Origin of the sequence: Vibrio nigripulchritudo (genome assembly GCF_027924785.1) — a bacterium.
Classification (GTDB): domain Bacteria; phylum Pseudomonadota; class Gammaproteobacteria; order Enterobacterales; family Vibrionaceae; genus Vibrio; species Vibrio nigripulchritudo.
On sequence record NZ_AP027049.1, the window covers coordinates 1,593,444 to 1,613,607 of the forward strand.

Consider the following 20,164-nt stretch of genomic DNA (forward strand, 5'->3'; position numbering starts at 1 on the left):
TTTTTCACCCCTTTACCCAATTCATCCGTTTATAGGAGAAACAAGCAAAAAAAGCAGGACAAAAAAATGAAACTAACAAAGAGCTATTTATCCGTCGCTATCGCATTAGGGTTAGTTACAGCGTGCACAGAAAGTGTCGATAACCCTCATGTCGAAGAGGTCTCGAATGAAGTGCAGACACAAGATTCCACTCAGTCACCAAAACCAGAAATAGCAGTAGAAGACATGAGTTTGGTTCTTCTTGAATCTGCGCAAGGAGGTGATGTTGCTTTTGCTGCCCCCAGCAATCGCATGGCAAAAACGATGATCGCTCGACCAATGCCAGTGCTAGAACCTTTCCCTAATGCAGAGAATCGCGACAACTACCTTGATTCCCCAAGTAACGGGGTTGTACAGGTAGCGACATCGCCTCTTTCTACCTTCTCAATAGATGTGGACACAGGAAGCTATGCAAATGTACGTAGCTACCTGAATATGGGGCAGAAGCCGCCTTCGGATGCCATTCGAGAAGAAGCATTCATTAACTACTTTGACTATCAATACAATACGCCGAATAAGCAAAGCCAGCCTTTTTCAGTTCAGTCTGAAGTCGCACCTTCACCATGGAATGTCGAAAGAAAGCTGCTAAGAATCGCCATGAAAGGGTATGACATACCTAAATCGGAGCGAAAATCATCCAATCTTGTGTTTCTGATAGACGTTTCTGGCTCAATGGGAGAGCCAAACAAGTTGCCGCTTTTAGTGCAAAGCCTTTCCATGATGACGAAAGAGCTGGGCAAGAGCGACAAAGTCAGCCTGGTTACTTATGCCGGTCAATCCGCAGTGGTACTAGAACCAACGTCGGGAGACAACAAACAAGAAATTTTGAATGCGCTAAAACAGCTACAAGCTGGTGGTGGCACCTATGGTGAAAGCGGAATCAAAATGGCTTATCAGCAAGCTCAGAAAGGCTTTATTAAAGGTGGTATCAATCGAGTCATTTTAGCGACGGATGGTGATTTCAATGTGGGTGAAACTAACATGGACACGCTCAAAGACTTGATTACCAAAGAAAGAAAAAACGGCGTATCTCTCACCACTTTGGGTTTTGGTCGTGGCAACTACAACGATGCTCTTATGGAGCAACTTGCCAACGTGGGTGACGGGAACCATGCGTACATTGATACGTTACATGAAGCGAAAAAAGTACTGCTACGCCAGATGAGCGGAACGCTTCAGAGCATTGCTCATGACGTTAAAATTCAGGTGGAGTTTAATCCAGCTAACGTCAAAGAGTATCGTCTTATCGGGTATCAGAATCGTTTGCTTAAAGATGAAGACTTTAATAACGATGCAGTCGATGCCGGCGAAATTGGAGCGGGGCATAGTGTTACCGCGTTATACGAGCTAACACTGACCGGTTCCAAAGGGCAGATTGACGATTTACGCTATCAGTCGAATCAGAGCAAACCAAGTAGTGACTCCCTAAAAAATGAACTGGTTCAGGTGAAAGTTCGTTATAAACTGCCCGGCAAAAACGATAGCATTTTGGTGAAAGATACGGTGCTGATGAAGGATATCAAAGCGGAATTTTCTCAGGCGAGTTCAGACTTTCAGTTTGCTTCTGCCGTCGCTGCATTCGCTCAGAAGTTGAAAGACAACAACTACTTATCCAGCTACGGCTATGAAGACATTGTGAAGGTAGCGAATGCCAACAAAGGTGCCGACCTATTTAACTACCGAGGTGAGTTTGTCCGCCTTGTTGAAATTGCCGAGGCGCTTTAACTTGCATTCTATCCAGTATCTTAAGGTTACTTGGGTGTAAAACTGGGCTAAGATTCTGTATTAATTCGAATCTTGTTAGTGGCAAATTCTGAATGGATCAACTTACAGACGAGCAACTGATGCTCCGATTCAGCAAAGGCGAACAACCCGCCTTTGCTGAACTTTATCAACGGCATAAAGGGTCGTTGTATCGCTATTTCGTTCGACAATTGGGTGCGCAGCACAAAGCAAGGGCTGAAGAGCTATTTCAGGACGTCTGGTTCCGTGTGATTGACACTCGCGTTAGCTATGAAGTGACAGCCAAATTTACTACCTGGCTCTATCGAATTGCTCACAATATGGTTATTGATGAACACAGAAAGAAGCTTTCTGAAGATGCCTATCTTAATCAAGTCGAGCAGGATGACACCATTCATCTGGATGAAAATACTCTGACTCAACGAAAAAAGTCCGCTTTGAAGCACTGCATGGAACAGTTGGCACCCCTACAGCGCGAAGCTTTTCTGCTCAAAAATGAAGCGGGCTTTTCGGCAAATCAGATCTGTGAAATTGTGGACGCCAAAGCTGAAGCGGTAAAAACGCGTCTACGTTATGCCATGAATCAGCTGAGAGACTGCCTGACTCGCAAACTGGGGAGCAATCTATGACATCACCAATTAAAGATGAAGAAATAGAAGCGCTCTACAAACAAAGTGCGAACGAGCAGCCTTCTCCCGAAATCGACGATGCTATCTTAAATTACGCCAATAAATCATCGAATCGTGATCAGGTGGTGAAATCTACATGGAACTGGAAGCCCGTATTGGCGGTAGCGGCAAGTGTTGTGTTTGTGACCTTGTTAGCCCCGTGGAAATGGGTGGATGATACCGTCCACGAATCATTGGAAGTCGAGTCCATGATGGATGATTCTCTTATGATAGAAGAGAGATATGACCTTACACCGGAAGCCGCTCCTGCAGCCGATGTTCCCGAACAACCGCAATCTTTTCTGAAGTCATTGCCTAAGAAGCCAGAATCTTCGCAGCGTATGATGGCGGAAGTTTTGGAATCGCACACTGAAACGTCTCCGTTTTTGAAAATTGAAATGCTGCTTAAAGCAGGGAAAGCGGACGAAGCGCGAAAGGCATTGTCGTTGTTATTGGAAGAACAACCAGAACTGAAAGACCAGCTACCAGAGCATTTGAAAGCTCTGCTAGAGTCAGATTGATGACCAGTCTATTTATGATAGTAAGCCAGCATGATTGCTGGCTTTTCTTTTATACCAACTACTTATTACGATTGGCATTACTAGCCTGTATAGAGTTCGATTTTATTTTCCGAGTGCAGAATCTGGGAAGGAGAGAGACCAAGCAGCTTTCTACAGCTTGAACTGAAATGGGACGAGTCACTAAACCCGGCCTCAATAGCCGCTTCTGTCATCGATTTTCCTGCAATGTAGAGCTCTATCACTTTCCGTAAACGCCGCCAGATCCGATATCGCCTTATTGGCATGCCTGTGTGCTCTCTGAAAATGTGCCCCAATCTTCCGGGAGAAAGGTGTACAAGCTCCGCGAGCTGATCCAGTTCTTGATTGTCTTCAAGGTTGTTATCAATTTCTCTAACTACCCGGATTAACCGCGGATCCACAATTTGGGGAGCATTCTGAACGGGTGCGACCGAAGCAAGAATCTGGCACAAGGGAGACGTATTTTCTCTTCGGTAACTGTCTTTAGATGTCAGTTGCTCGGCAAACTGAATCAATTCGGATTCGCTATCAAGATGAGCTGAAATTCTGTCTAGGGAGTATTGATTGTGAGCTTGAAACTGGTCATAAAAATGACTTTCTACCTCAAAGCAAAAGATCAGCACAGGCTGAGATGAAAACTGAAAAGACGCCATATGGTTTTGCGGAACAAACACACTTTTGGTTTCCACTGGTTTATTTTGGTTTTGTTCACCGATCTTCATTGATGCACCTAAAGAAACGCATACCGCACCAGTGGTATGTTTGTGAAGAGGAATGTCACTAAGATACCCAGTGAATACTGAGTAATGATCACCTAAATAAAACCGATTCGCCTGCAAATTAGCCCCCTTTATACCTGAAGCTCGCTCCATCTCACTGATTTTTAAGATAGCCAGTTCTTACAAGTATTCAAAGGGTTTCCTGATTAATGTGAAGACATCGCACAATGGTCAGGAGAGCACATATGGAAGAAACCAAGTCATTGCATAAAGTTCAGGGAGAAGAAACAGCGACCTCCAGAGCTGCAAAGCAAGAGGAGTATTTTAAAGAGGCGGTATTAGAGTGTGGGACGATCAGATACAAAGATGTTGGTCAGGGAAAAGTATTGCTGTTTTTGCATGGCGCTTTAGCAAACAGCAATAACTGGCGAAAGGTGCTGCCAGAGCTTTCCAAAACATATCGCTGTATCGCGCCGGATTTACCCCTTGGTGGGCATGCCATCCCATTGGACCAATCGGCAGATTTATCTCCTGACGGTATTTGCCAGATATTGACCCAGTTTCTAACTGCGCTAAATCTCGATTCAGTCGTACTAGTTGGAAATGATACAGGTGGAGCCTACGGTCAGATATTTACCGCAAAGTACCCCGAACGAGTCTCGGCAATGATCTTAAGTAACTGTGATGCACTTGATGTGTTTCCACCAGATCAGTTCTCGACATTACCTAAGCTAATTCACGTTCCCGGTTATTTATCTTTGATGGCTCAGTTGTTCCGAATTAAGCCCTTACTTACTTCTAATCTGGTGCTCGGTCTGCTGTCGAATAGTTTGACCAAAGAAGAGGTGTATCATCAGTATGTCTATAATTTTATTAACAATAAAATGATACGTAATGATTTTAAAAAAGTGGCTCAGGGATGGTCTTCAGATCACACCAATGCGGCAGCCGAGGCTCTCAAGGATTTTAACAAACCTGTTGCCATCATCTGGGCGACAGATGATAAAGTTCTGTTTCCTGAATCTTTGGGACGTAGGCTGCGTTCAGTATTTCCAGAGTCCGAATTCCACACAGTTTCTAGCGCGTTAACATACGTTCATCATGATCAGCCGGATATTTACTGTGAAAAAGTATCGCTATTTTTGAGTCGACTAGAATGACCTTTTTGAAACTGGACACAAAAATCCACCAAAGCCCGCTGAAGGCACCGGGCTTTACATCTAAGGTTCCAAATCTTACTTATTTGACAATAGGTCTCTGCTGGAATTGTAAGATTTTCGACGCAGTTCTAAGCTCAATATTCCTCAAAATAAAGAGAGACCAGTCATGATGATATGATTCGCCTATTATGGCTCGGTTATCAGCTCATATAGATTCACCATTTGAATTTAATAACCAGTAAAAGCTAATGGAGAAGCTTTCAATAATGAATATCTTGGTGTTAGGCGGTACAGGGTTTCTAGGGACAAAACTGGTTGAAGATTGCTTACGGCAAAATCATAGAGTCACTGTATTTAGCCGAGGTGCAACGGAAGATCATTTAAGTGAGGATGTACACCGAATCACAGGGGATCGAGATGTTGGGCTGACAGAGCTATCAAGTTGCCCTGAAAAATGGGATGTATGCGTAGACATGTGTGGGTACACGCCAAAACAGGTGAGAGACGGCATCGAGCACCTCAAAGACAAGGTTGACCACTATATCTATATCAGTGCGGTTCGCTCATTTCTTCCGTCTCCAGAACAAGTGATCACAGAAACTAGCCCGCAATATGATCTTGTTGATGAAAATATCCAGATTATTGATAGCCAAACCTATGGCGCTTCCAAAGCATTGTGTGAAGCTATTTTGGCAAAAGGCTTCCCAGAAAAATACACCATTTTGCGACCCCAAGTTATTGTTGGAGCAGGAGATAAGTCCGGTCGTTTAACCTATTGGATTTCCCGAATTCAAAACGAAAAAGTGTTGTTGCCAGGAGATGGAGAAGACTTTTTGCAACTGGTGGGCGTTAAGGATGTTTCTCAGTTTATTACCCACGTTATCTCTAACCGAATCCTTGGTGATTTTAATTTGGCAGGTCCTAAGTTGACTTGGAGAACGTTTGCCGAGTTACTGGGTATTAAAAACGGAACATGGATACCGAATTCTCTGATTCAGGAGGAAAAGCTGACGTTTAGATACCTCCCATTGTACCGACCAAGAGGAAGCGGGGACGCTTCTTACATGAATATCTCAAACTCAAAAGCCATTGTGAACGGATTTACAGTGCGTGACATCAAATCTACTTTGTCAGAACTGGTGAAATATCACAGTGAAACGGATGTCTCTTCTATTGTTCCCAATGACATTCTGAGAGAGCAATTGGATTTCAGCGTTGAGGCTAGTCTGATCGAGAAGTATCTCGCTGATAATCAAAGAAACGAAGACAAAAGGGAGTTAAGCAGCTAATGCCATTGTGGTTAACCATTGTTATTGGATTCGTACAACTTTGTGTTGGTGGGATGGCAGCTTTTGGTTTTGTTTTTGGGATGAGTGCTGAACGAGCCCCAAGTCTTAATAAACGTCATAATGACACCGTATTTAGGATGCTGTTTTCCTTTTGCTTTGCATTGATCGCGAGTCTGGCAGCGCAAGCATTTTTCTACTTACAGCAAGACTTGGCTGCATACGTTAGCGCAATAGCCTTACCTTGGTTGATCTTTGTGGGTATGGTTATCTATTTCAAAAAGCACGCGATAGATTCAAAAGTCAGCAGAGTAGGTGAGTAACTTGAAAATGGATTTTTCGTCAGTCAGAAAACACATTCTTTGGCTAGATGGCGGTGCAGCATTAGTGGTGGGAACTGCCGTTGTTTTACTTCAAGACTTTCTAGTCAAACTGTATCAAATGCCTTCTGATTTGGTCTTATTTCTTGGCATAGCAAATCTCACTTATGCCGCATATTCCCTTACTCTCGCCACCCGTGAACAAAAGCACCTAAACGCTATCCGCATCTTGGTGACTGGCAATGCGATATGGGTTTTTGCGTGTCTAATCATCGTCTTTAACCAAATGGCTTCAGCCAGTATTATCGGGTTATTGTTTGTTGCGAGTGAGGCAGTTTTTGTTGCTGCCTTGGCATATTTTGAGTGGCAGTGGAGGTATATTCTGACTGGGGACACCTCCGATTCTAGAGAGCTTACAGATGAAGCTTAAGTTGATTACTTTAATCAAATCCGTACCTGAACTAGTAGAAACAGCGAAAGAGTGTTCATCGCTAGGAATACCAAATTACTACATTGCTGGTGGCGCTATTACGCAGGTGATATGGAACCACTTAGAGGGACGACCTCTACTTGATCGGGTTAAAGATTTCGACATTGTCTATTTTGATTCTCAAGCCACTCACTCTGAAGAGTGGTATGAAGCCGAGTTAAACCAGCGATTGAACCATCCCATTAAAATAGATGTGAAAAACCAAGCCACGATTCACTCTTGGTACCCGAAAAAGTTTGGCTGTTCAATACCAGCATATGATCGAGTAGAGCAGGGGATTGATTCCTGGCTGTCAGCGTTTGCTATCGGTTTCCATTTGGATAAGCAAGGACAAATAGGTATCTATGCGCCTTATGGTCTGGAGGATGCTTTTGAAAGAAAAGTGAAGCCAAATAAAATCGCGATGACAGAAAGCAGCTACAACAAAATGACCAAAAGCTTTAAGGCTCGATGGCCTTCCATAAACGTTGAAGCGTGGGAAACCGATGCAGAAGTTAACAGTCATTAAGTGTGAGAAAGACTCACCATTTGTCGAGCCGTTAGAGGCGCTGTTTCAGCAATCCTGGGCGGATTTCACCTTTTTAAGATCAGACGCATTTTCCAGTGATTTGCCGCCAGTATTCGCGGCATTGATTGGAGAGAAACTTGCTGGAGGGTTGTCATTTACTCGCCACCAAGCTCCCAACAGTGAGCATGATGCCATTTGGGTTAATGCTCTTTACGTATTGCCTGAATATCGTACCAATGGGATCGCTCGAACTTTGTTAAAATCGGCGGAGCGTCACGCAGCAAAAGTAGGGTATTCTTGCCTCTATGCTTACACCAATGTTTCTTATATTTACCTATCAAATGGTTGGAAAATATCAGAGACATCCAGCAGCTCAGATCACCACGTAGTGCACTTTCAAGTTAGGAATTAGATCTATCGGTTATCAGTCACTTCCAATTTGGTTCTAATAAAATCTTTATGATCCACATACAGCAGCTCGGCGGTTTTTCTGATAACAGATTCTTCCAGTGGATCTAAATGGTTATCGGCAAAGGCGACTTCCCATAAAGCTCTAATGATTTCAATACGCTCTGGCTGATCTAAGTGCCTTAGTTGAGAGGTGAATTCATAAAGTGATGCAGAGTTTTCGGTTTTACTCTTAGCCTGGACAACCAAAGCTCTGGCTTCATCATCATCAATTTCCAGTACTTTGGTGAGCATAGACAAAGTAGCGGCTTCTTCCGATTCATCGACATTATGGTCGGCACTGGATACTTCGCAAAACAGGGCAGCAATTGCAAGGTTAGGGTTAGCTACCTCACCAGAATTGAGGTCGCTGCCTTCGGTGAGTTGCTTAAAAATTTTAGAAAGTGTCGAGATCATTCTTAATCTCCAAAAAAGGTCTTAACGTTAACTTTGGGGCAGTTTACAGAAATTACAAGATTCAACGTTTCTCATTACACTTCTTTACTCTTCTCGATCCAATAGCGATCTTTGTCTTGAACCTAATTTGATTTACATCACGAAAAATGAAATATGTATTTTCCCCATAAAATATGGAGTTATCAGTCTCATCTGCATGAAATATAAAGGTTAGTTTCAATTTTATTGATCATATCTTATGTCTTATATAAGACATAAGATATAAAAATTAATTGATCATAAAATGAGCGACTGATAGCGTGGTTTTAACACGTCCTGAGATCGGATTTAGGGCGTTTTGAGTCATAAAAGCTAAGGATGGAAAAATGAGTGAAACACATTTTCTGGTGCATGATGTGAACGACACTGTCGGGGTAATGGTGGTAGAAAACGTCGTAAAAGGTATGGAAGTCACGGGATACATGATGGATACGGACGAGGAGATCAGGCTAACAGCATTGGCGGATATACCTCTTGGTCACAAAATTGCGCTCCGAGATCTGAGTGTTGGTGACACCATCATCAAATACAACGAAGACATGGGGAAAGTGGTCGAAGCGGTTGCTGCTGGTGGTCATGCTCACGTGCACAATATTAAAACTAAGCGTTGGTAATCAGGGAGATAATAGAATGAAAAGAGCAACATTTATGGGTTACCGCCGTGAAAATGGTCGAGTCGGGGTGCGTAACCATGTACTGATTTTACCCTTGGACGATATTTCAAATGCAGCGTGTGAAGCTGTAGCAAATAACATTAAAGGGACTATCGCGATACCTCATGCTTATGGTCGTTTACAGTTTGGTGCAGACTTGGATCTTCACTTTCGTACTATTATCGGTACAGGATCAAACCCGAATGTAGCGGCGGTCGTGGTCATTGGTATTGAACCGGGCTGGACGCAGAAAGTTGTCGATGGAATTGCAGAAACAGGTAAACCGGTGAAAGGGTTCTCGATCGAGCAAAATGGCGATATCAATACGATTGCCACAGCGTCTCGCACCGCCAAAGAATACGTTCATTACGCAACCTCCTTGCAGAGAGAAGAGTGCCCAATCAGCGACCTTTGGGTTGCCGTGAAATGTGGTGAATCCGATACAACGTCTGGTCTTTCTGCCAACCCAACGGTGGGTAACTTCATCGACAAGATGAATGAAGTGGGTGCCACAACATGCTTTGGTGAAACCTCAGAGATTACTGGTGCAGAGAAAATTGTAGCAGCGAGAGCGGCTAATCCCGAAGCAGCAGAAAAGTTCATGAGCACCTGGTCTTCTTATAACGATTTCATTCTCGCTGAAAAAACCAACGATCTTTCCGATTCACAGCCAACCAAAGGGAATATTGAAGGGGGGCTGACCACCATTGAAGAAAAAGCGCTGGGCAACGTTCAGAAAATCGGTAAAAAAGCACGTTATGTCGATGTTCTCGAACCCGCTGAAACGCCAGCGAAAGGACCGGGCTTGTACTTTATGGATACGTCATCGGCAGCAGCAGAATGTAATACGCTTCAGGCTGCGGGTGGCTATGTCGTTCACCTTTTCCCAACTGGGCAGGGGAACGTTATTGGTAATCCAATCATGCCTGTATTGAAAATTACAGGAAACCCGAGAACAGTGAGAACCATGAGCGAACACATTGATCATGGTGTGTCTGCCATTCTTCGACACGAAATGACGCTGGATGAAGCGGGTGATGAGTTGATCGAAATGGTGATAGATACCGCCAACGGCAGGAATACCTGTGCAGAAGTCTTGGGGCATGTCGAGTTTTCACTGACCAAGCTCTACCGAAGTGCTTAACTAAAACAGATGCAGTTGTCATAAAACAAAGCCTTTCCATTTGGAAAGGCTTTGTTTTTACTTGAATTTGTGAAGGCTTAACTTAATTCATTCAAATAGCAATGCTGTTCCGTATGGCAGCGAGTCACACGTAATTCCACTGCTTCACCATTCAGTGCATAAGCAATTCGTGTGGCTTCAAGTAGGGGAGTACCTTCGTCAATCTCCAGATGAGTTTTCTCTTCATCTTTAGCAAGCACTGCTCTAAGTTTTTCAACAACTTTGACCACAGACAACCCAAACTCACGCTGATAATAGCTGTAAAGTGTGTTGGGTAAATCGTCCGAGAGAGGCATGTTAGAAAATAACCTGTCAGGCAGAGAAACGGTTTCATAAATAACCGGAACACCCTCCAGAGCGCGAACACGAGTAATTCGAATGACTTGTTCTTCATCTGGGATAGAAAGAGAATCGCTTTCTAGTCGGGTTGCGGGATAGCGGTTAAAGTCGAGGATACGGCTTTCTGGTAAATGGCGTTTGCCTTGAAGATCAACAAGTCGGAAGAAGTGATAGAGTGGCTGCTCCTGAGTATGTTCAGCTACGTATGTCCCTTTCCCTTGACGACGAACCACCAGTTTTTCCGCTGCCAGTTCGTCCAACGCCTTTCTTACGGTGCCCTGACTTACCTGCAATTCATCCGCAAGCTGGAATTCGCTTGGCAACGGGCTTCCGGGTAACCACACTTTATCTATTAGTCTCTGTATCAATAGCTCTTTTACTTGCATGTACAAAGGAAGAAAATGTGTGGGTTTGTTCATCGATTTTCGCTCGGATTAAGGATCTGACTTACTTCATATTATCAATCAAGCACTAAGCTGTCTCTATGGGCTTCACTCTTTGTCACAAGGAATTTGTTTAACGTGATCAGGCGAAAGATCTACGCTACGGTTAAAAACGCAGAACCAGAACAGAATTTAACGGCGCAGGGCATTAAACTCTGGTTCTGATGAACAAACATGATGACAGACGGCAGATTCATTTAGGCATTTATATCCAAAATGATTTTGGCTGCGGCGGTGCGGTTATTGTCTAGATCACTAAATGCCTGACTACCCTGGCTTAAAGGTCGTTCTTCAATCCAGGACAAATCCCCCAACGCGCCACGATGAAGTATTTCGATAGCAGAAATCATATCAAGCTGAGTGTAAGAGAAAGAGCCCAGTACGGTGATTTCCTGCAAGGTCATTTTTCTCACATCAAATTCGCCAGAGGAATCCTGCAAACCGACATGCAGAAAAACACCCCCTTGTTTAATCACGTTCATCCCCGCTTTTCTTGTGTGGCTTGAGCCGACGGCATCAATCACGACTTCGATGCTGGAATCGGGTAATGGGTCATCGGTCAGAGGGTTATGCAAATACTGGATTCCAGCATGCTTTGCTGTCTCAAGTCGGTCTGCATTGGTATCACTTAGCGTAACCTTTGCTACTCCCTTAAGTTTAAGAAATAGTGCGCAGAGTAAGCCTATCGAACCCGCACCAATCACCACCGCTCGGCTATCGCTCAACGTTCGATGCATGTGCTTTTCAATCAGCTCAGAAGCATGGAGCGCAGTAGCGGTCGGCTCTGTAAGAGCAGCGTGTTCGGGTTTCATTCCTTCGGGAACTGGAATCAGATTCTGCTCGGGAATGACCGTGTATTCAGCGAAAGCCCCCGGCTTTTTTAGACCTATTGCGGTGCGGTTTACGCAGAGGTGAGTTCTGCCACTCAGGCAGTCTTCGCATTGCATGCAGGTGAGCAGCGGGTTCAGTACGACTCTTTTGCCCAGATACTTGCCATTCATTGCAATTCCACACGCTTCGTGCCCGAGAATTAAAGGTGGGACACGTCTTGGGTCATGCCCGTGATACGCATGCATGTCTGATCCACATATCCCGGCTTTTTCGACCTGTACCAACACCTCTCCTTCGGCAGGTGTCGGTTTGATTTGCGATTCAAACGTTACTTCATTTGTATTGGTGTAAACGAGTGCTTTCATCTTTGTTCCTCGTTGTTTATTTGGCAGTAAATCCGCCATCTACGAATAGAGTCTGACCGGTGACATAATCGGAAGCTGGAGAGGATAAAAACAGAAGAGGTCCGTCTAAATCATCCAGATTTCCGTTACGTCCAATTGCTGTTTGGTTTGCCAGCTTATTCAGTGCGTCGTTATCTTCGTAAACAGGTAAGGTGAGTTCCGTAGGAAAAAATCCGGGTGCAATGGCATTGCATGTAATGCCATAACAAGACCATGCTTCCGCCATGGCTCTGGTGAGCTGACACACACCGCCTTTCGACGCGCCATAAGGCATGCTGTTGGGAAAGGCACGTTCACATTGTAGCGATGCAATGTTGATGATTTTGCCAAACCCTTTTGCTTTCATATCCGGTACCAGCAGTTTTGCCAGGAAAAAGGGCAGCTTAAGGTTTATATCCAGAGTGGCATCCCAACTGGCTTCATCCACTGCTTCTACTGGTTGCCTCAAGTTAAGCCCCGCAACATTGGCAAGGATGTCTGCCGAGCCGTAAAAGGATTTACACCGCTCAATGTTCGTATCTAACTCGCTGAACTTAGTAAGGTCGCACGCTAAATAGCTGGCTTCACCTGCCGAAGATTCAATCTCGTTAACCGTTTCCTGAAGCAAAGATTCACGTCTGCCCAATACCACGACTTTTGCTCCGGCTGAAGCGAGAGTTTTGGCAAATTGACGACCAATCCCGGTTCCCCCGCCAGTCACAAACGCGACGCGATCTTTCACAGAGAAATCAGTGGAGTTCATCATTCATACCCCAACTGAAACTGTTCTTTCGGGAAATATTTAGCTAGGCGGGCATCCCCCGTTCTTGCGTGCGCTTCCATCCCTTCAAGGCGAGAAATTCTAGCTGTCACAGCCGCGACTTCACGGTTGGCATCTTCAGTGAGTCTCTGGAACGAACAAATTTTAATGAACTTGCTGACCGATAATCCGCCTGTGTATTTGGCTGCGCCTTTTGTGGGAAGAATATGGTTGGGACCGGAGCATTTATCCCCGAAAGCGACGGTTGACTCTTCTCCGAGAAAAAGCGAACCATAATTGGATAGGGTGTTCAGCCACCAATCTAAATCCTCTGCCTGCACTTCCAGATGTTCAGAAGCATACTCATCACTGATTTGGACAACTTCTTCTCTGGTGTCGCACACAATCACTTCACCATAATCGTTCCATGCAGCGGTGGCCGCTTGCTTGGCGGTATCTGGCAATTCTGAGATAAGCTCAGGTACACGCTTCATCACTTTATCGGCGAGAGAGTCGGAAGTGGTGAACAGCCATGCTGGGCTGTCGAATCCGTGCTCTGCCTGACCAACCAAATCAACAGCAACGATTTCTGGATCAGCGGATTCATCCGCAATGATGGCAATTTCAGAAGGACCGGCAAACATATCAATGCCAACCTGACCGTAAAGCTGACGCTTGGACTCGGCCACAAAGCGATTACCGGGACCAACAAGAATGTCGGCTTTGTTGCCTGTAAACAGACCATTTGCCATGGAGGCAATTCCCTGAACTCCACCAAGTGCCAGAATGTAGTCTGCGCCACACAGTTTCATGGTGTAGAGAACCGCTGGATTGATGCCGACTTCAGGTCGTGCTGGTGAGCAGGCTACAACGTTTTTGACGCCAGCAACCTTGGCAGTTGTGATACTCATGATGGCAGAGGCAATGTGCGAGTATCGCCCTCCGGGAACATAACAACCTGCCGTGTTCATGGGGATAAGTTTTTGTCCTGCATACAAACCGGGGGAAAGCTCCACTTCAAATTCTTGTAGTGACTCAAGTTGCGCTTCAGCAAAGCGTTTTACTCGCTCATAGGCAAACTGAATATCTTGTTTCATTTGGTCGGAAAGCTTGGCTTCAGCTTCTTGTATAGCACTTTCGGAAACCAAAATGTCGCCGTCCCAGTCATCAAAAGACTTCGTGAACTCAATCACTTGTTCTTCGCCCCCCAGTGCGATCTTATTTAGCATGTCGCTAACGATTCGACTGGTGTCCTGTTCGCCTGTCGCGGCGGTTTTTGTTGCTTTTTTCTTGTATTGAATCGCCATTTCTGTCTCCTTGAAAAGTGCTTCTTGTAAATTTTGAATGCAGAGATCCCTACAACAGACGCTGCATTCATAAAACTGGTGTAAAGACTAATTAAATCGGAGTGCCCACAATGAAATTTCGGGCACGAATGCTAAAAGCAAAACCACCAATAGCATCGAGAAAACATAAGGTGCTGCATATCTGGCAACTTGTAGAACGGGTGTTTGTGTTACCCCAGATACTACAAACAGGTTGAGCCCTAAAGGAGGCGTTATAAACCCAACGCCCAGAGCGGTAACCATCATGATGCAGAAATGAATTTCATCCATGCCAATTGACTGCGCTAACGGCAGAAGAATAGGGGAGAGCACCACAATGTTCGGGGTGGTTTCCATCACGCAGCCTGCAAGAATAAGGATTCCAATCATTATAAGAGTCAGGTAAACCGGATCTTCGGTAATGTCGGTCATCTGAACTACAAAACTTTGAGGTATTTCCAGCACTGCCAGAGTCTGAGCTAAAGGCAATGACATGGCTATGATCGGTAAGATGATCCCGTTGATTTTTGCTGAGCTATACAGCATTTTGGGGAAGTCTCTCCAGGTTATGGATTTTTGATACAGCCCGATAGTCAGACCAACCAAAACAGCCACTGCTGCCGCCTCTGTTGGGGTGAATATTCCAGAGTAGATCCCGCCTAAGATAATGAATGGAATTAACAAAGCATCGCGCGACCGATAGATCGTATTCAGCCAGTGCTTCATAGAGAAACCGGTTTTTGAATCCTCATAACCGTTGATGGCGTTGAGTACGACATTGGTTGCCATGATGGAAAACATGATGAGTAATCCCGGAATGGCCGCAGCCAGAAACAGGGTAGAGGCAGATATGCCCAGTATCAGTCCGATGATGATGTAAGCGATAGAAGGTGGGATCAAAATACCAGTACAGGCACCAGACGCCACTAGTGCGCAGGCGTAAGCTTTTGGGTAACCTCTGTCGACCAGCCTGTCTATGGTCATTCTCCCTACCGCCGCAGCACCAGCAGCATCGGATCCTGAAATGCAAGCGAAGAAACCGCATCCTAAAACCGTTGATGTGCCCAATCCTGATCTTGCGCTGCCCGTTGTTGCCTCAGCCACATCAAGCAATTTGTTCGACAACCCTGTCCTTACCAGAACATCGCCAGTCAGGATGAAAAGTGGGATCGCAATCAACGCAAACGCATCGATTCCGTCGAAAAGAGATTCACCAACAAGAGACAGGGGAAGCACGTCTGTTGCCAGTAACATAGCAATCGAGCCTAACCCTAATACCACCCAGATCGGAACAGCCATAAAAATCATCACAATCATGGCAATCACAGGGATGTACACTGCCATTCCGTAAGAGGCTGCGGAGGCTTGTTCTAGCAAATAGTAATTGTTCATTTGTCCTCCTAGTCGATCAGACGTTCGTCCTGATAAACGGGTTCGTTGTTAGAGAATGACTTGAGATCTCGTCTTATCGATTGCAACAAGCGCAGCACAATCAACGTAAACCCAAAGGGGACAGCAAACAGAAACCAAACCTGACTCACGCGCAAGCCATGTGTCACGGAGCCAAATTCTAACGACGTCATGACCGGTCCAATAGAAACAATGAGTGAAATGACCGCTAGCACGAGCGTAAGAAAATCACTAAACAGATAAACCGCAATTTGTGCTCGGTTAGGTAAGAATCCCAGCAGTACGTCGATACGAATGTGGGCTCGATTTTTGACTGCAAGGGCAGCGCCGATCCATGCAAGATAAATAAAACAGTATCGGGCAACTTCTTCCCCCCAAATGGAGGAATAACTGAGCACGAATCGTCGAGTCACCTCTGAAATGATGGTCAGAACAATCATGGAATAGAACATCAAACACAGCCAGCGCTCTAAATTTTGCTCGATGTGGGAGATACGGTTTGTCGCCATAGGAAATGCCTTCATCAAATGACCAGTTTGGAAAAAGGGCAGCCGCAAGCGTCTACGGCTGCCAACGCCCTACACGTCGTGGACGTAGTAACGCCCTTTCGTGTTCGCTGCTTCAAGCAACTTGTCGAAGGTATCCAGTGATCCTGCTAGCGCTTTTTTAGTGGAATCCCAAACCGGAAGCTGGTGACCTGCTTTCTCTTGCCATTGCGCCAGTTCTGAAGGGGTAGGAGAGTAGAACTGTACATTGTTCTTAGTAAGCTCCGACATAGCGTACGCGCGGGCTGCTGGCACTTTCGCCAAGTTTTGGTGAGCCGTAACTTCGCTAGCCGCTTCGATTCCCTCCTGAATATCTTTAGGAAGCTTATTAAACCACTGCAGATTACAAGAGAAGACCTGTGCATCAGGTACAGAGCGAATGAAGGTGACCGAAGAGAGTACGTCTTTGAATCCGAAAATGTTCAGTGCTTCTACGCTTGGATCCAGAGCATCTGCCACACCTTGCTTGATGGCGGATGGTGTCTCGCCCCAGGCAATTGGGGTTGGGTTAGCGCCGAGCAAATGATAGAACTGCTGAAGAATTTTTGAGCCCGGGACCCGGAATTTAATGCCTTCCATTTGATCGGGCGTTTTAATGATCTCACTGCGACCTTTTCTTAATGCAACAACTCGAGGGTCTATGGTGACATACCAAAGTGCTTTGAAATTTCGCTCTTCAAGTTTAGGGTCGACTTCTGCTTTCCAGGCAGGTGAATTGACCAGATTAACGAATTTCTGATTTTCACCACACCAGTAAGGAATGTTGATCAGGTCGACAACAGGTGCAAAAGACGAGAAATTAGACAACGAGTGTTGTGCTGCCTGAATGGTCCCTTGCTGCACTTTTTGGGCAAGCGCTCCACCTGCACCAAGCTGACCACCCGGAGCCAGTTTTACGTAAACCTGCCCATTGGTCATATTCTGGATGTTTTCTTTAAAATCCAACTGCATAATGGGGTAGCCACGAGAAGCACCCAAAATGTAGGCAGTGGCAATAGTCATGGTGTATTTTGCGGCTTTCTGGCGTTCTCGTTCTTCTTTCGAAATCGCAGCCGCTGCACTCGGGCTCATCAAAGCGCCCGCAGAACCAATCATAATCGCGGCTGTTACCCCAGCTTTGCCCGCAATTTCAAAAAACTTCCGTCGTTCGGCAGACTCGATTTGATCTTTTTCACTGAATCCTTTCATTTTTGACTCCATTTTCACGTTAATGGGAATGACGTTGAGCACCCGCTCCTTTATCCAGATTATTAGGAGGGCAGATGGCTTTTTTATTGAGTATGTTTTTCTTGCAGCAATACAAATATGACGCCAGAAACAACCGCCACTAAGAGCAATAAGGCTTCTGGTACAACGTCAAGTGGAGTAACGGGAAACTCGAACCGAATCGAAGCCCACCCCGCGAGAATATTGACAAGGTAGAATGCAAAACTACTAAGACAAACAATTAGATACACCTTACTGCCCGATGCCAGCTTATTAACTTCAGACTGTGTTGAACTTTGTGTGGTTGTGTCTTTCATAGTTACGTCCCTCGCAACAACTCGTTAACATCACCATAAATTAGTGTTCAAATAACAGTCAACTGTAAGCGCTTACATTTTTATTATTTGAACAATAATTGTTCATTTTTTTCAGTAACGATCACGAAAATTGGTTATTAAATAGTCAATTGGTTTCACTTTATCGCGAATTTTTCAGAGGGGTTATGATTATTTTCAATAAAAACATCATGTTATATATGAAGTTTGAATTATGAAACACTACGTCGGTTTAACTTGTATCACAGAAAGAAATGAGTAATTTCTAATCAACGACATATCTGGATATACTGAATAAGTACTTAAGAAATGTCTGATTATTATGGTTAAAGGTAAGCGCTTACGTAAGTCAACGGATAAACCCACACTCGGTGATGTGGCAAAAGCGGCTGGTGTTTCTACCGCTACGGTGTCACGAGCGTTAAATCAGCCGCATCAAGTCAAAGAGCCGCTTCGTCTGAGAATTGAAGAGCAGATCAACAAACTTGGCTATGTGCGTGATGGAGCCGCTCGCGCCCTTGCATCAAATAAAAAACGCATGATTGGGGCGGTTATCCCAACGATCGACAACGCCATTTTTGCCTCAGGTATCAATGCTTTGGAACGTCGTCTTTACGAAGAAGGCTACACTCTGATGCTGGCGGTAAGTAATTATGACCCCATGCACGAGCTTAAACAGGTTCGTGACATTATGGAGCAGGGCGTCGATGGGTTGCTATTGGTGGGAAACGAACATGCCCCCGAAACTTACTCGATTCTGGAAAAGCACAATCAGAACTTTGCTAACTTATGGGTGTTAGATCGAGAAAGTCCGTACCCCAGTGTAGGTTTTGATAACTTTAGAGCCGCTCAACAGATTACCCAGTACCTTATCAACCAGGGGCATCGTCGGTTCGGGTTCATATCCGGAATAACGGAAGGAAATGATCGGGCCACAGCTCGTCTGAACGGTGCGCTTTCTGTCTTGGAAGAGCAGGGAATCGTTCTTTCTTCGCAGGATATTGTTGAGTGCAGATACGACATCTGGGAGGGAAGAAACGCTTGCCGACACCTTTTATCCCGGAAAAAATCGTCCAGACCTTCAGCCATTATATGTGGGAATGATGTTCTGGCATTCGGCTGCCTGACAGAATGCCGAGAGTTAGGTGTTTCAGTCCCTGAAGAAGTCTCCATAACAGGTTTTGACGATCTGCCTTTGTGCGAGCACCTCACCCCAAGCTTAACCACGATACATGTCCCTTCCCAGATGATGGGGGAGAGAGCAGCAGAGTTTATTCTGGATAAAATTGCTGGTCGAGAATGCCCCAGCCACATCGAAGTCCCAACACAGTTGGTTGTCCGAGAAAGCACTGCACAGGCACCGAACTAGGAGTGCCACGATCATCTAACTATAGAGCTCTATCAAGAAGTTTATATTGATTATTGCTTGGCTAGATTTAGCTTCTAAAGAAAAAATTCGATCAGACAATTCTCGATAAGAACCCCTTCTATTCAAAAGTTTCAGCATGATATGTTGCGAGCCAGAGCATAAAAAGCGATGGCTTGATGGATGATATATGCTCCACTGCTTTAAAAAATAAGCTTCTTGATCTTAAGAAAAATAAGCCAATTAAATCTAAGAATACAAAGTAATCGATTTAACTATTTGTTTACATATTTCGCCGCTATTTTAACTGCGAAAATTACAAATATATTAATAGATAAACTCTTTTTTTATAACAGATTTAAGTCAAATGTAACTGTGTTATGTGTATGGTAAAAAATATTGTTACATAAGAAATGGTACATTGGTTCAAAAAAAGTAATAAGAAGCTGTACGATATATAATATTATGAAAAATAAGGATATTTAATGGAATGGCAGACTATTTGATATGGAGTATTACGTAGTCTTATCAGGGTATTAGAAAAATTTATAAGAAAATCATATATATGTGATGTTAAATTAGATTACAGAATAAAAATGTTTGTTATGATGGATTTTTATAAATCTTAGCTTGTGATGTCTATCGTCTGAAATTTAATCAGCAAACAACGACAGTTGTTATATTTGGTTACATTGCCGTTCATCAACAGATGAGTGATATTAACTTGCCCAAGATAATCGAGATTTGGCTATATTGAATGTCCAGAATGAGAACGCAAATCGCGTACGCTTATATTCAAGTAATCCAAATGTAACAATCTAGAGTGAACTTAAAATGGGATCGGAGAAGCTCAACAATGCGAACAATGGGTCTAATGTTTTGGTCTATTTCGCCCAAAATCAAAAGTAATTGATGAGCTTTAAATGACAAAAATTTAGTCTTCTTTAGGAGTACTTCTCTCTTAAAGTTGATGCAGCTCTTCGTAAATTTAGCTTCCCAGTTCTTGAGGA

Annotated in this window: 22 protein-coding genes; 12 read left to right on the top strand and 10 right to left on the bottom strand. The window is 44.4% G+C overall.

Translation table 11 applies throughout. The annotated features are described in order from the left end of the window. Positions 1-66: 66 nt before the first annotated feature. The 3 genes from QMG91_RS07480 (at position 67) to QMG91_RS07490 (ending at position 2,971) form a co-directional block, all read left to right on the top strand. Complete coding sequence (locus QMG91_RS07480; protein WP_281830018.1) at positions 67-1,764, top strand: vWA domain-containing protein; 1,698 nt, start codon at positions 67-69, stop codon at positions 1,762-1,764. 92 nt (positions 1,765-1,856) lie between these two features. Then, positions 1,857-2,411: a sigma-70 family RNA polymerase sigma factor gene (locus QMG91_RS07485; RefSeq protein ID WP_281830019.1), complete on the top strand. Its 555-nt coding sequence runs from the start codon at positions 1,857-1,859 to the stop codon at positions 2,409-2,411. Further along, entirely contained in the window at positions 2,408-2,971 is a 564-nt protein-coding gene (locus QMG91_RS07490; RefSeq protein ID WP_223094102.1) for a hypothetical protein, read from the top strand. The genes QMG91_RS07485 and QMG91_RS07490 overlap by 4 nt, the downstream gene beginning before the upstream one ends. A gap of 80 nt (positions 2,972-3,051) precedes the next feature. Here the strand turns inward: QMG91_RS07490 and QMG91_RS07495 are convergent, their stop codons facing one another. Further along, positions 3,052-3,828, bottom strand: a complete 777-nt coding sequence (locus tag QMG91_RS07495; protein WP_281830020.1) for a helix-turn-helix domain-containing protein — start codon at positions 3,826-3,828, stop codon at positions 3,052-3,054. 125 nt (positions 3,829-3,953) lie between these two features. Here QMG91_RS07495 and QMG91_RS07500 point away from each other — a divergent pair, with 125 nt between their 5' ends. From QMG91_RS07500 to QMG91_RS07525, 6 genes are all read left to right on the top strand, one after another. Then, positions 3,954-4,868, top strand: a complete 915-nt coding sequence (locus tag QMG91_RS07500) for an alpha/beta fold hydrolase (protein ID WP_281830022.1) — start codon at positions 3,954-3,956, stop codon at positions 4,866-4,868. A gap of 266 nt (positions 4,869-5,134) precedes the next feature. Then, complete coding sequence (locus QMG91_RS07505; protein WP_281830024.1) at positions 5,135-6,157, top strand: NAD-dependent epimerase/dehydratase family protein; 1,023 nt, start codon at positions 5,135-5,137, stop codon at positions 6,155-6,157. Next, positions 6,157-6,477, top strand: coding sequence for a hypothetical protein (locus QMG91_RS07510; protein ID WP_281830026.1), 321 nt, complete (start codon positions 6,157-6,159; stop codon positions 6,475-6,477). The genes QMG91_RS07505 and QMG91_RS07510 overlap by 1 nt, the downstream gene beginning before the upstream one ends. After that, the gene (locus tag QMG91_RS07515; protein ID WP_281830028.1) at positions 6,470-6,904 is read left to right on the top strand and encodes a hypothetical protein; all 435 of its coding nucleotides are present in this window, start codon (positions 6,470-6,472) and stop codon (positions 6,902-6,904) included. Before QMG91_RS07510 ends, QMG91_RS07515 begins: the two co-directional genes overlap by 8 nt. Next, the gene (locus QMG91_RS07520; RefSeq protein ID WP_281830029.1) at positions 6,894-7,472 is read left to right on the top strand and encodes a nucleotidyltransferase family protein; all 579 of its coding nucleotides are present in this window, start codon (positions 6,894-6,896) and stop codon (positions 7,470-7,472) included. Before QMG91_RS07515 ends, QMG91_RS07520 begins: the two co-directional genes overlap by 11 nt. Continuing rightward, positions 7,450-7,884, top strand: coding sequence for a GNAT family N-acetyltransferase (locus QMG91_RS07525; RefSeq protein ID WP_281830030.1), 435 nt, complete (start codon positions 7,450-7,452; stop codon positions 7,882-7,884). The genes QMG91_RS07520 and QMG91_RS07525 overlap by 23 nt, the downstream gene beginning before the upstream one ends. Before the next feature lie 2 nt (positions 7,885-7,886). On the opposite strand, the gene QMG91_RS07530 is transcribed toward QMG91_RS07525, so the two are convergent. Continuing rightward, complete coding sequence (locus QMG91_RS07530; protein ID WP_281830032.1) at positions 7,887-8,336, bottom strand: tellurite resistance TerB family protein; 450 nt, start codon at positions 8,334-8,336, stop codon at positions 7,887-7,889. Between the two features lie 365 nt (positions 8,337-8,701). Between QMG91_RS07530 and QMG91_RS07535 the strand changes: the two genes are divergently transcribed. Then, positions 8,702-8,989: a UxaA family hydrolase gene (locus QMG91_RS07535; RefSeq protein ID WP_022589098.1), complete on the top strand. Its 288-nt coding sequence runs from the start codon at positions 8,702-8,704 to the stop codon at positions 8,987-8,989. A 16-nt stretch (positions 8,990-9,005) separates the two neighbouring features. Then, positions 9,006-10,172: a UxaA family hydrolase gene (locus QMG91_RS07540; RefSeq protein ID WP_281830034.1), complete on the top strand. Its 1,167-nt coding sequence runs from the start codon at positions 9,006-9,008 to the stop codon at positions 10,170-10,172. A 77-nt stretch (positions 10,173-10,249) separates the two neighbouring features. Here the strand turns inward: QMG91_RS07540 and QMG91_RS07545 are convergent, their stop codons facing one another. The 8 genes from QMG91_RS07545 to QMG91_RS07580 form a co-directional block, all read right to left on the bottom strand. Then, on the bottom strand, positions 10,250-10,969 hold the full coding sequence (locus tag QMG91_RS07545; RefSeq protein WP_022550882.1) for a GntR family transcriptional regulator: 720 nt from the start codon (positions 10,967-10,969) through the stop codon (positions 10,250-10,252). Positions 10,970-11,190: 221 nt separating this feature from the next. Then, entirely contained in the window at positions 11,191-12,189 is a 999-nt protein-coding gene (locus QMG91_RS07550) for an alcohol dehydrogenase catalytic domain-containing protein (RefSeq protein ID WP_281830037.1), read from the bottom strand. Positions 12,190-12,205: 16 nt separating this feature from the next. Beyond that, positions 12,206-12,973 carry an SDR family NAD(P)-dependent oxidoreductase gene (locus QMG91_RS07555; protein ID WP_022596378.1) on the bottom strand — a complete coding sequence of 256 codons (768 nt, stop codon included), beginning with the start codon at positions 12,971-12,973 and terminating at the stop codon, positions 12,206-12,208. After that, the gene (hisD, locus tag QMG91_RS07560) at positions 12,970-14,274 is read right to left on the bottom strand and encodes a histidinol dehydrogenase (RefSeq protein WP_281830039.1); all 1,305 of its coding nucleotides are present in this window, start codon (positions 14,272-14,274) and stop codon (positions 12,970-12,972) included. Before hisD ends, QMG91_RS07555 begins: the two co-directional genes overlap by 4 nt. 87 nt (positions 14,275-14,361) lie before the next feature. Further along, entirely contained in the window at positions 14,362-15,684 is a 1,323-nt protein-coding gene (locus QMG91_RS07565) for a TRAP transporter large permease (protein WP_022604634.1), read from the bottom strand. A gap of 8 nt (positions 15,685-15,692) precedes the next feature. After that, positions 15,693-16,211, bottom strand: a complete 519-nt coding sequence (locus QMG91_RS07570; protein WP_281830041.1) for a TRAP transporter small permease — start codon at positions 16,209-16,211, stop codon at positions 15,693-15,695. A gap of 69 nt (positions 16,212-16,280) precedes the next feature. Beyond that, positions 16,281-17,435: a TRAP transporter substrate-binding protein gene (locus QMG91_RS07575; protein ID WP_022550876.1), complete on the bottom strand. Its 1,155-nt coding sequence runs from the start codon at positions 17,433-17,435 to the stop codon at positions 16,281-16,283. Positions 17,436-17,518: 83 nt separating this feature from the next. After that, positions 17,519-17,770, bottom strand: coding sequence for a hypothetical protein (locus QMG91_RS07580; protein WP_004400006.1), 252 nt, complete (start codon positions 17,768-17,770; stop codon positions 17,519-17,521). Between the two features lie 340 nt (positions 17,771-18,110). Here QMG91_RS07580 and QMG91_RS07585 point away from each other — a divergent pair, with 340 nt between their 5' ends. After that, positions 18,111-19,157, top strand: coding sequence for a LacI family DNA-binding transcriptional regulator (locus QMG91_RS07585; protein ID WP_004400005.1), 1,047 nt, complete (start codon positions 18,111-18,113; stop codon positions 19,155-19,157). Positions 19,158-20,164: the final 1,007 nt, after the last annotated feature.